This window comes from Bartonella heixiaziensis (assembly GCF_046245125.2).
Lineage (GTDB): Bacteria > Pseudomonadota > Alphaproteobacteria > Rhizobiales > Rhizobiaceae > Bartonella > Bartonella heixiaziensis.
Genome location: NZ_CP176404.1, coordinates 1,876,552 through 1,888,281, shown reverse-complemented (window position 1 = coordinate 1,888,281; position 11,730 = coordinate 1,876,552). Strand labels below are relative to the sequence as shown.

The following is an 11,730-nucleotide window of genomic DNA, read 5'->3' as shown; positions in this document are numbered from 1 at the left end:
GGGTGATTGATTACAAATGTTTTTAATACAAAGCTGTTGTGGTAAAAAGCGAAAAAACAGCAAACCAAGAATAGCAGTCGTTGTTCATCGCCAATCTACATATACTGGTCGTTTGGGAAAATTTTTGCAACAAAATGGTTTTGTTCTTGATATTTATCGTCCTATTTTAGGGCAGAAGCTTCCCCATACATTAAAGCATTATGCTGGAGTTGTTATTTTAGGGGGGCCGATGAGTGTGAATGACAGAGAAGCCTATATCGGTGAAGAAATTGATTGGATTTCTTTGTCATTGGAAGAGAATAAGCCTTTTTTGGGTATTTGTCTTGGAGCACAAATGTTAGCGCGAAATCTAGGGGGGCGTGTTGGTACAAGAAGCGATGGGACTGTTGAAGTTGGCTGGTACCCATTGGAAGCAACTTCGCAAGGCAAGGAATTGATGAATTGGCCAGAAATGGTCTACCATTTTCATGATGAAGGGATTTATGACTTACCTAAAGAGGCTATGCTTTTGGCAACAGGACATACATATCCTACACAAGCTTTTCGTTATGGAGACAATGCATGGGGTTTGCAATTTCATGCCGAATTCACACGTGCTATGATGCGTCGTTTGATGGTTCGTTCAGCACATAAATTGACCGAAAAAGGTGCTCAGCCAGCTTCTGCACATTTGAAAGGTCGTTTAATTTATGATCAGGCTTTAAGTCAATGGTTTGAAAATGCATTGCGACATATTTTTTGTGTGCCCGTCACACACGCGTGAGAGTTAAAAAATTTAATCATCATGAAATAAGGAAAGTTTTCATTTTGTCTATATTTGCTCAATTGACATCTCTGCGGAAAAGCCTCTCTGTGCGCTATCTGCTTTGCGGGTTATTTTGTCTTGTTATGATACTCGTTTATAGTTCACTCTGGTTTTTTTTTCACGTAAAATAGAAGATCGTGTTTCTGATTTATTCGTAAAGGCATCTGACCGTGATATGACGGTTGTATGCGAACATTTCAGCAAGAATGGTTATCCGTTACGTATCGGTGTTGCTTGTGATCAATTCCAGTTTACTTGGCCATTGCACGGACTTTCTTTATCAACGGGGCATTTAACAATTGGTGCACCAATTTATGCACCTCATTTTGTAGAATTTAATATTCATTCTCCTGCATCAATTGTTTTTTCTGAAAAAACATCTATCGTGTCACACTGGCGCAATCTGGTGATTGAAACAGAACTCTATTGGAAAACCGGTAAGACATTTAAACTGATAGCTGAAGGGCTTGAGGTTTCCACTATTGCTTCATCCCTTGAAGATCAGAAATTTCCAGAAAAATTTGGATCACAAACGAAAAACAAAAAAGCAATACAAGAAAATGTTGGGAATCAAGTATCTTTGAAAAATGCTCCGGGTGTGATTGCACCTTCGTTAGATCAAGAGAATGTGCCCCAAAAAATAACGGCAGAATTTTTGCGACTTGATCTTAAACACGAAAAGAATCACTTATCAGGGCGTCTTACTTTCGATGATTTTGATTCTTCCATGTTTTTTGCACCTTACTTTATTGATATTCCAAAAATTGATGGCAACTTAAAGTTGATTTTCAATGATGTGTCTCATTTGTTTGAAAATGGAAAAAGCAGTTGGAGACAGCATTTGTATGGGAAAAGTGGTGTTTTAAAGCGTGGTGAATTGATTTTTCATACAGGTGGCGTATTGCGTGTCAGTGGGCCTTTTTCCTTTGATGATGAAGGATATTTGACAGCAAAATTTGATCTTGTCTTTGTGAAGCATATGGAGCTTCTTACCACTATGCAGCGCTTGTTTCCTGAGCATGCTAATAATCTACAAGCTTTATTTTTTGTTTTGGGTGCTATGCCTAAAAGTCCAGATGGCTACCCCATTCTGCCATTGCAGGTTACCCATGGATGGGCCAAATTAGGTTTTTTAAAACTTGGCCGTCTCGCACCGCTTTAAGTCTAAGATGTGCTTTTGAGTTATGCAATCAACTCTTCTGGAAAGGTAGTGAGATTTTTTTGTTTTAATCATTATGCCTAAAAATATAGATGGCTTCTCCGATTTTCCTTCACTGATTATTCATGGGTAGGAAAAACGAAGTTTTTTAACTTAGCCATCTTGCACTGCTTTAAATCTGAAAGGTTTGTTTTAAAGTTGTGCAATCATACCTGCTGCGAAGGTAAAGCGAGAAATATTGAGATCATTTTCAATGAGAGCACCAATGCGGTTTGTTACATTATGAATTTGCTCTTCTTTTGTTTTACTCCAAGCTGCAAAGGGATCCTCTTTTGCTCCATAATTTTTCAGGATTTTCAGAACAATTTTGCGTAAACTTTCGGCAATATTTTCTTTAGCTTGGCTTAAGGCCATACTATCATAATAATCAAGTACAGGAATTGTTCGACTTGCTTCATTAATGCGATTTATACGAATGATTTGCGCAAGTGAGAAATAGATCTCTGCGGTTTTAATAAGGTCGCTGTTGCTTTGTTTTGCAATCAAAGAAATGTCACAAATTATTGGAGCAGCTTCTAAGAAAGCCAATTGTTTTGCTAAAATTTTTGGTGCGCCTTCTTCGCTATAATGTATTGTTTTTTCTTTAATTTTTTGATTGATATCGTTATCATTGGAATATGATAGCAGCTCTTCGATAACAGTACGGGCTTGCTTTATTGTTTTCACAAGTTCTTCTAATGGAACCGAGAGATCCATATTACGCAAACCCCAATTTGTTGTTTCAAAAAGCATTGACATAATGGCTGCGTAAAATTTATTTTGGACAAGACCTGGTATTTTATTGTCAAGCTTATCAATTTGATCAGACAATTGGGGTATTTCAAAACCATCACACAATGCGATGAAAACACGAATGATATTTTCAACCTTTTGTTCAGTAGCGTCTTGTAGTCGACTAACAAAAGTAGGACCTCCACGATTCACAATATCATTGGCAATGAGGGTTGCAATAATATTACGACGTAATTGGTGGTTAATGATGTCTTTCTCAAAGCTTGTCTGAATTTGAGTTGGAAAATAGTGCAACAAAATTTCATCAAAATAACGCTCATCAACAATAGCGCTATGGGCGATTTCTTCTTTCAGGGTTAATTTAGCATATGCCAAAATAACAGCGAGTTCTGGACGTATAAGTCCTTGACCTTGTGTTATTCTTTGCCGCAAAATTTGTTCATCAGGGAGAATTTCAACTCTGCGATCTAGAAGTTTCTTCTGTTCTAAATCATGCATAAAGCGGATTTGATAAGGCAAATCCGCAATACTTTGGCTTTCAGCCAATGAAAGAGCAAGGGTCTGTAAATAATTGTTGCGCAAAACTAAACGCTCAACTTGTGGAGTCATTTCTTTCAAGAGTTCATTGCGTGCTTCACGGGTCAGTGTTTTTGCACGAAGGGCTGATGCTAGAACAATTTTGATATTGACCTCAACATCAGAACAATTCACTCCTGCGGAATTATCAATAGCGTCCGTATTGCAGCGCCCACCGTTTAAGACATATTCAATTCGACCACGTTGTGTAACACCAAGATTAGCTCCTTCACCAATAACTTTTGCACGAACTTGTTCACCAGTAATGCGGAGTGTATCATTAGCACGGTCTCCTACTTGGGCATCGGTTTCTGTGGTTGCACGGATATAAGTTCCAATGCCGCCAAACCATAAAAGATCAACAGGTGCTTTGAGAAGTGCAGAGATAATTTCAAAGGGGGTTCCTGTTTGTTTTTCAAAACCAATGGCTTTTGCTGCTTCAGGTGCAAGCGTAATGGTTTTCATTGTGCGTGAGAAGATACCACCGCCCTTGGATAATTTTGTTTGGTCGTAATCCTGCCAACTCGAACGAGGGAGTTGAAAGAGGCGCATACGTTCTGCATAGCTTTCAGCTATGTTTGGATCTGGGTCGATAAAGATATCACGGTGGTCAAATGCGGCAATAAGTTTTGTTTGTTTGGAAAGAAGCATTCCATTGCCAAAGACATCACCAGACATATCACCAACACCGATACAGGTGAAAGGGGTTGTTTGAATATCGTGATTGAAAGATTCTCGAAAGTGTCTTTTGACTGCTTCCCACGCACCTTTGGCGGTAATTCCAATGGCTTTGTGGTCGTAGCCTGCTGATCCTCCAGAGGCAAAAGCATCATCAAGCCAAAAGTGGTTTGCTTGGCTGATGCTGTTTGCTGTATCAGAAAAGGTTGCTGTGCCTTTGTCTGCTGCAACAACAAAATAAGGGTCAGGGGCATCATGGCAGATGATGTTATGCGGAGCACTTATTTTATCGTTGATCAGATTATCAGTAATGGAAAGTAAAGCTGTGATAAATTCAATATAGGCTTGTCGTGCGGCTTCTATAATTACGGCACGGTCATTGGTTTGGGGAAGGCGATGAGGATAAAATCCACCTTTTGCACCAACAGGGACGATAACCGCGTTTTTAACCTGTTGGGCTTTAACTAAGCTAAGCACTTCAGTGCGATAATCTAATGCGCGGTCAGACCAACGGATTCCACCGCGTGCAATAGGACCAAAGCGCAAATGAACGCCTTCAACTTCTGGTCCATAAACAAAAATTTCTCGATAAGGGCGCGGTTCAGGTAAACCTTCAATTTGGCGTGGATCTAACTTGGTTGCTAAAATACGTCGTGGGCTACCATTGGTTAGAGGAGTAAAGGCGTTGGTTCGTAAACTCGCATCGATAAGATTACGATAACGCCGTAAGATGAGATCATCATCTAAACCTGATACTTTCTGTAATTTTTCTTCAATGCGCTTTTGAATGACCTGTTGGCTTTTTTCCCGTTCTTTTTCTGTATGGCTTTGATGAAATTTCAAATGAAACAAAGCATAAAGATCTTGGGTAATATCAGGATAGGCGTTTAAAGTTTGGGCAACGCGTTCTTGTGAATATGGAATTCCAGTTTGTTGGAGATAGCGTCCATAGTGGCGTAAAATAACAATTTCACGCCAATTAAGTTCAGCTGTTTGAGTTAAAGCGTTAAAGGCATCATTATCAGCATCATGGGACCAAATTGCTTCGAATGTTTCAGCGTGCTTTTGACCATTTTTGTCGAAATCAATACAGAGTTGGAAGGCGCTTTCTAGTTGCATGTCATGAAGATATACAGAGTGTCCGTTGCCATCTGGTAATTTAAGAGTTTGCTCAGCAATGACCCGAAATCCCATGTTTTCAAGCAGTGGTACGCGCTTGGAAAGGGCTAGTGCTTCATGGTGATGAAAGAGCCGGAGAGAAATATTTCGTTTTTCTTTGTTGTGTGTGTGATAAAAAGTAACGAAAAGAGGTTTTTTATCATTAAGACTTAGAATATGACCTGCATCTTCGATTGCATCTTTCGCTGAGAATAAGTCGCGATAGCTATTGGGAAATTGGCTAGCTAAACGCATTTGTTGGTCTGTTGCTTTGCGGTTAAGAGCTATGGTTTGGACACTGTCTTCCCAACTTCGTACTATGGAACGAACATTTTGTTCGAGTACTGTGCGCTCAACAACAGGAGCGCTTTCGTTCCCTTTGCGATGGATGATATAATGAACGCGGATGAGTGTGCTTTCTAAGAAGAGTGGATAGGATTCAAAAAAATCACCTTGATAAAGTTCGACAAAATATTCGCCAATTTTTTCGCGAATATTACTGCTATATTGGTCACGAGGTACATAAACGAGGATAGAAACAAAGCGTCCAAAAGAATCAATATGAGCGAGTACCCGGAGACGTGGACGTTCGTCTAATTGCATGATAAGTTTGGCATTTTCTGTCAATGTATCAACGTCAGAGCGAAACATTTCATCTCTAGGGTAAGTTTCTAAAACACTGACGAGTGCTTTTCCAGAATAGTCAGCGCGATTGTATCCAAGACGTTGAATAATGGTTTTGGCTTTTTCTTTTAAGAATGGGATTTGTGAGATAGAGCGTGTATAAGCTGAGGAAGTAAACAATCCTACAATGCGTAATTCTCCACACAGCTTACCTTCTTTATCAAAGATTTTAAGACCAATATAATCGAGCCAAACAGGACGGTGAATTTTTGAACGGCTATTGGCTTTTGTCACAATCAGTAGGTTATTGCTTTCCATAAAGGATAAAATTTCTTGGGGAGGTTCTTCCACGCGTGCATCGCCAATAATGCGAATAGAGGCATCAGTGAGAATACCCAACTCAATGTCGCTGGCTGTAAAGGCTTTGGTAGGCTCTTGGTTTTTGGTGAAGTTATAAGTGCGCATGCCAAGGAAGATAAAATTATTATCCATCAACCAGTTAAGAAATTCAACAGCTTTTTCGCCTTCTTGTTTGTAGTGCGCGGGAAGATTTGTTTGATAGGCATGGATATGCTTTTCGACTTCTTTTAGCATAGGTTTCCAGTCTTGCACAGCAGCATTGACCTGTTCAAGGACTAAGGCGATTTCATCTTTGAGCTTTTGTATTTGTTGTTCGTTTAATGGTTCGATGTGAATTTGCATCAAGCTGATGCGTTGTCCGGAGGCACAATCAAGGACGGGGTGCGCAATTAGATGAATGTGATTTTTGTGCTGGTTGAAGATATTTAAAATAGAATCAAGGAGAAAGGGTTTGTTATCGTTGACAAGCGTGATAATGGTTATAGGTTTGTTGTCGCGGGTCAAATTTTGTTCAAAACAGATGGTGCTTTTTCCTGCTTGATGGAGATTGAAGGCATTAACAGCGGTGGTTGCTGCTTTTTGGAGTTCCTTGTTCTCGTAACAGGCGATATCTTCTTTATCAGTATGAGCAAAAAGGATTTGTTCTATTTTATCTTGATTACTTTTTATTTCTGATGCTTTTTGTTGTAACACAATAACCTTCCCTTTTCTGCTCTTAGGGGTCTTTTCTTCAGTAGAGCAGACCACCATATCATTTCTCACAGTGTAACATCTTCTTGCTAACGAGAATAGCCTCTTTATTTGGTTATGATAAAACTGTTTCTTCTGTTTTACAGTAATTATTTACTATTCTCAGGAGATAGCTTATGTCGATGAAAAGATATTTTTAGTATTTTTATATGTTAATAATCTGTTCTTAAAAAATAGACAAAGTGAAAGTAAATCTAGAGAATGACGCGTTTACCAGAAAGACTTTTAAACGGTTACCAGACTTTTATAAAAAATCATTTTTCATACAAAACAGCACGTTATCAGCAATTGGCGGATGAAGGGCAAAAACCTGAAGTTTTAGTAATCGCTTGTTGTGATTCACGGGCAGTACCAGAAACAATTTTTAATGCTAAACCAGGTGAAATTTTTGTGTTGCGCAATGTGGCAAATTTGGTTCCCCCTTTTTCTCCTGATAGGCAATATCATGCTACATCAGCAGCTCTTGAATACGCAGTACAATTGCTTGAGGTTAAGCATATTGTCGTTTTGGGCCATGCGCATTGTGGGGGAGTGAGTACTGCCCTTAAGGAGACATGTAAGTCTTTAACATCAGATGATTTTATTGGTCAATGGATAAATCTTTTGGTACCAGCAGCAAAAACAGTCGTTAACAATAAAGCATTGACTGTCCAAGAGCAGCAGACCACATTAGAGCAACTTTCTATTTGTCATTCGCTGAAAAATTTAGAGACATTTCCTTGGATAAAGGTGCGCAAAGACCAGGGTATTTTGACGTTGCACGGGGCTTGGTTTGATATTTCAAGCGGTGAATTGTGGACTATCGAACAAGAAACAGGTCATTTTATACGTGTTGAGGTTGGGAATTTTGAAGTGTAACATTTGCTTATTTTGCTTCGTGTGAAAGGTCTTGTATGATAAATCTTGACAAAAGGGGGGTTTTATTGTTTGAAAGGGAAAGCTTTCAGTGACAAAATTAACTTGGAGCCACCGACTGAGACCCCGTTTTAAGGGTATAAAGAGATCTCAGAGGTCAACATCCGACGGCGCGATGCGTTCTCGGATGCCATTTTGGTTTGTTTGTTATGCAGCAATGAGGTAGATGATGTTTGAATCCTTACAAGAGCGGCTTGGCTCCATACTGTCTCATTTGACAGGGCGTGGTGCTTTGTCGGATCAGGATGTGGCAGAGGCGCTACGCGAAATTCGTCGTGCTTTGTTAGAGGCTGATGTTGCACTTGATGTCGCGCGTTCTTTTACCGATAGGGTTCGTGAAAAAGCTGTTGGAGCGGAAATTGTTAAATCAATTAAACCTGGACAGATGGTTGTTAAGATTGTTCATGACGAACTGGTTCATGTTCTTGGTGATGAAGGTGCTCTGAGTGATTTAAACGCACCAGCGCCCGTTGTTATGATGATGATTGGCTTGCAGGGTTCTGGAAAAACAACCACAACAGCAAAGCTTGCAAAACGTTTCACTGACAAACATAATAAAAAAGTTCTCATGGCGTCACTAGATACACGCCGTCCTGCTGCACAGGAACAAATACGTCAATTAGGAGAACAGGCACAACTTGCGAGTTTACCTATTATTGCCGGTCAGTCTCCCGTTGATATCGCAACACGTGCGGTACAAGCAGCCAAATTAGGTGGTTATGATGTGCTGATTCTTGATACGGCAGGTCGTAACCATATCGATGAAGCTTTGATGCTTGAGTTGGCTGAGATTAAAGCGTGTTCCCTTCCCCATGAAGTTATGCTTGTTGCTGATAGTCTTACCGGTCAAGATGCTGTTCATCTCGCCCGTTCTTTTGATGAGCGTGTGGGAATTACAGGAATTATTTTAACACGGATGGATAGTGATGGGCGCGGTGGTGCTGCTCTCTCAATGCGAGCTGTTACGGGAAAGCCGATTAAAGCAATCGGGACCGGTGAAAAAATAGATGCTTTAGAAGAGTTTCATCCCAGTCGTATTGCTGATCGTATTCTCGGAATGGGCGATATTGTTTCTTTGGTGGAAAAAGCTGCTGAAACAATGGATCATGAGAAAGCAGCTGCTTTTGCAAAAAAAATGCAGGCTGGAAAATTTGATCTCAATGACTTGGCAGAACAATTGCAGAAAATGAAAAAACTTGGGGGAATGGGTGGCATTATGGGAATGCTACCGGGTTTTAGTAAGGTAAAAGATCAGATTGCTGCCGCGGGACTTGATGACCGTTTGTTTAATCGTCAATTGGCTATTATTTCGTCAATGACTCCTCTTGAGCGTGCTAATCCTGAAATTTTGAAACATAGCCGTAAACAACGGATTGCTAAGGGCTCTGGTACGAGTGCTGCTGATATTAATAAGCTTTTGAAAATGCATCGCCAAATGGCTGATATGGTGAAAGCCATAGGAGGTAAGGGAAAAGGCGGTTTGATGGGAAAAATGTTGGGAGGACTTGGCGCCAAAATGGGGCTTGGTGGTATGGGAGCCGTTGGCGGAGATTCTGCAACACTTCCCGATTTATCAGGGTTTGATCCAAAGCAGCTCTCAACACTTCAAAAGCAAATTGAGAGTGGTAATGGAGGGAAGGTTTTACCTGGTCTCCCAAGCCGTGGACTTACATTTCCTGGTCTTTCCAATGGCATTGCCGATAGGGGAAATTTTCCTCAGCGTCCCAAGAAAAAATAAGATGTAAAGAGGGAAGGAAGTATGATGCAGGAAAAAATATTGGACGAATTAGCGTATTTACGAGCGTCCATTGATAATTTTGATGCAATCTTGATTCATGTTTTGGCAGAGCGTTTTCGTTGTACGGATGCTGTTGGACACTTAAAGGCGCGTTATGATTTACCTACAGTAGATCCTGTACGTGAGCAACATCAGGTAGCACGTTTGCGGCAATTGGCTATAGACAGTCATCTTGATCCCGATTTTGCAGAAAGATTTTTAAAATTTATCATTAAAGAAGTTGTACATAACCATGAAGTTATTGCTGAAGAGCAAAAAACAAAACAAGTAATTTTAAACGAAAGCCAGAGTTGATTATAGGAGATAAAATATGGCATTAAAAATTCGTTTGTCCCGCGGAGGTTCAAAAAAGCGTCCTTATTATCATATTGTTGTCGCGGATGTTCGTAGTCCGCGCGACGGGCGGTTTCTTGAACGTGTTGGTGCATGGGACCCAATGTTGCCTAAAGATGGACCGCGTGTAAAACTTAATGAAGAACGTATCCAGTATTGGCTTGGTCAAGGGGCACAGCCAACAGATCGTGTTTTACGGTTTTTGGATGCTGCTGGTTTGAAAAAGCGCTCGGTTCGCAATAATCCACAAAAAGGTGAGCCTGGCAAAAAAGCACAAGAGCGTATAGCTGCTGCAAAACAAGCTGCTGAAGAAGCAGCTGCTTCTTCAGCAGAGGCGTGATTACTCTGAAAACATAATTGAGCGTATTTTGAAGTTTTTAATAGAAAATACAGCCACCTTCCGTTTTTATCGACAAAAACAGATCTTCTTGAGAGGGTGGTTGATTTTTAAAAGAATCGACGTGAGACTTTCAAAAATCAATGGCGCGGCCTTTAATTTCCCAATCTCCATAGCGTGAAGGGTCTTTGCCGCCGCGTCCTCCATTTTCTAAAGGTTTATCTTCGTTTTTTTCATGTTTACGCCTTTCTTCAGCTTCATGGAGGGCGCGTTGTGCTGCGGGAGAGAGAGATTGCGGTTTATAAACCGTTGCTTTTTGTTTGCTTATTTTCTCGTCTTTTTTATTCATTTTAACCTTATCCCATTGAAGAAGCAGAAAGAAAACCCCATCATATAGTATTGATTGATTTTTATCATGGAGTTTTTTGAGTAATGAACATAGTGCGTACGGCCATGCTTTTGGCTTTTATGACCGCTCTTTTTATGGGAGTTGGTTTTCTGATTGGAGGGGGCAATGGCATGATCATTGCACTTTTGATAGCGAGTGGTTTAAACTTTTTTTCTTATTGGAATTCGGATAAAATTGTTTTACGCATGTACGGTGCACGTGAAGTTGATCACAATTCATCACCCGTTTATTATCAGATTGTAAGTAATTTAGCTCGAAAAGCTTCTCTTCCTCAACCAAAAGTTTACATTATTGAGAGTGCACAGCCAAATGCTTTTGCTACGGGACGTAATCCTCAGAATGCAGCCGTTGCTGCAAGTACCGGATTGTTAGAGCAGTTGAGTGCAGAGGAAATTGCAGGCGTTATGGCGCATGAGTTAGCCCATATTGAGCATCGTGATACTTTAACAATGACGCTGACAGCAACAATTGCTGGAGCAATTTCGATGCTTGGCAATTTTGCTTTTTTTATGGGGGGACAGCGTAATTCTTCAGAACATTCTCATGGCGCTGGGGCGATTGGGAGTATCATTGCTGTGTTGGTTGCACCTTTTGCAGCGATGCTGGTGCAAATGGCTATTAGCCGTACGCGTGAGTATGCTGCTGATCGGCGGGGTGCTGAAATATGTGGTAATCCCTTATGGTTGGCTTCAGCGTTGCGTAAAATTGCGGGCGGTGGACGCGCGCAATACAATGAAGAAGCAGAGCATAATCCTGCAACAGCACATATGTTTATTATTAATCCCTTGAGCGGTGAGGGAGCTGATAGCCTTTTTTCTACGCATCCGGCGACGGAGAATCGTATTGCTGCTCTTTATCGGCAGGCGGAAGAGATGAAGGGAGAAATGGTCAAAAATATGGGATGGAATGAGGAGGGTGGTTTGCATAAAAAAAATGCTTTTCAACGAGTCACAAAGCGTCCTTCTTGGCTTCGTTATGAAGATTCAAAGAAATCTCGATCATAAAGCTCTTTAGGGAGCAAAGGTATCAGGGTGTT

At 40.6% G+C, this 11,730-nt stretch carries 9 protein-coding genes; 7 read left to right on the top strand and 2 right to left on the bottom strand.

What is annotated here, in order from left to right:
• Window positions 1-16: 16 nt before the first annotated feature.
• A complete protein-coding gene (locus ACKC4Y_RS08260) occupies window positions 17-763 on the top strand; it encodes a glutamine amidotransferase (protein ID WP_409361251.1) in 747 nt (248 codons plus the stop codon).
• Window positions 764-911: 148 nt separating this feature from the next.
• A complete protein-coding gene (locus ACKC4Y_RS08255; RefSeq protein WP_409362177.1) occupies window positions 912-1,967 on the top strand; it encodes a DUF2125 domain-containing protein in 1,056 nt (351 codons plus the stop codon).
• Between the two features lie 189 nt (window positions 1,968-2,156).
• Here the strand turns inward: ACKC4Y_RS08255 and ACKC4Y_RS08250 are convergent, their stop codons facing one another.
• Window positions 2,157-6,845: an NAD-glutamate dehydrogenase gene (locus ACKC4Y_RS08250; RefSeq protein ID WP_409361250.1), complete on the bottom strand. Its 4,689-nt coding sequence runs from the start codon at window positions 6,843-6,845 to the stop codon at window positions 2,157-2,159.
• A 258-nt stretch (window positions 6,846-7,103) separates the two neighbouring features.
• On the opposite strand from ACKC4Y_RS08250, the gene ACKC4Y_RS08245 reads away from it, so the two are divergent.
• The 4 genes from ACKC4Y_RS08245 (at window position 7,104) to rpsP (ending at window position 10,288) form a co-directional block, all read left to right on the top strand.
• Complete coding sequence (locus tag ACKC4Y_RS08245) at window positions 7,104-7,760, top strand: carbonic anhydrase (protein WP_409361249.1); 657 nt, start codon at window positions 7,104-7,106, stop codon at window positions 7,758-7,760.
• A 226-nt stretch (window positions 7,761-7,986) separates the two neighbouring features.
• Window positions 7,987-9,555 (top strand): signal recognition particle protein, encoded by a 1,569-nt coding sequence (gene ffh / locus ACKC4Y_RS08240; protein WP_409362176.1) that lies wholly within the window; start codon window positions 7,987-7,989, stop codon window positions 9,553-9,555.
• A 24-nt stretch (window positions 9,556-9,579) separates the two neighbouring features.
• Complete coding sequence (locus ACKC4Y_RS08235; protein ID WP_409362175.1) at window positions 9,580-9,909, top strand: chorismate mutase; 330 nt, start codon at window positions 9,580-9,582, stop codon at window positions 9,907-9,909.
• Window positions 9,910-9,925: 16 nt separating this feature from the next.
• On the top strand, window positions 9,926-10,288 hold the full coding sequence (gene rpsP, locus ACKC4Y_RS08230; RefSeq protein ID WP_409361248.1) for a 30S ribosomal protein S16: 363 nt from the start codon (window positions 9,926-9,928) through the stop codon (window positions 10,286-10,288).
• 130 nt (window positions 10,289-10,418) lie between these two features.
• Here rpsP and ACKC4Y_RS08225 read toward each other — a convergent pair whose 3' ends face one another.
• Complete coding sequence (locus ACKC4Y_RS08225; protein WP_409361247.1) at window positions 10,419-10,634, bottom strand: DUF1674 domain-containing protein; 216 nt, start codon at window positions 10,632-10,634, stop codon at window positions 10,419-10,421.
• 83 nt (window positions 10,635-10,717) lie between these two features.
• Here ACKC4Y_RS08225 and htpX point away from each other — a divergent pair, with 83 nt between their 5' ends.
• On the top strand, window positions 10,718-11,698 hold the full coding sequence (htpX, locus tag ACKC4Y_RS08220) for a zinc metalloprotease HtpX (protein WP_409361246.1): 981 nt from the start codon (window positions 10,718-10,720) through the stop codon (window positions 11,696-11,698).
• Window positions 11,699-11,730 lie beyond the last annotated feature (32 nt).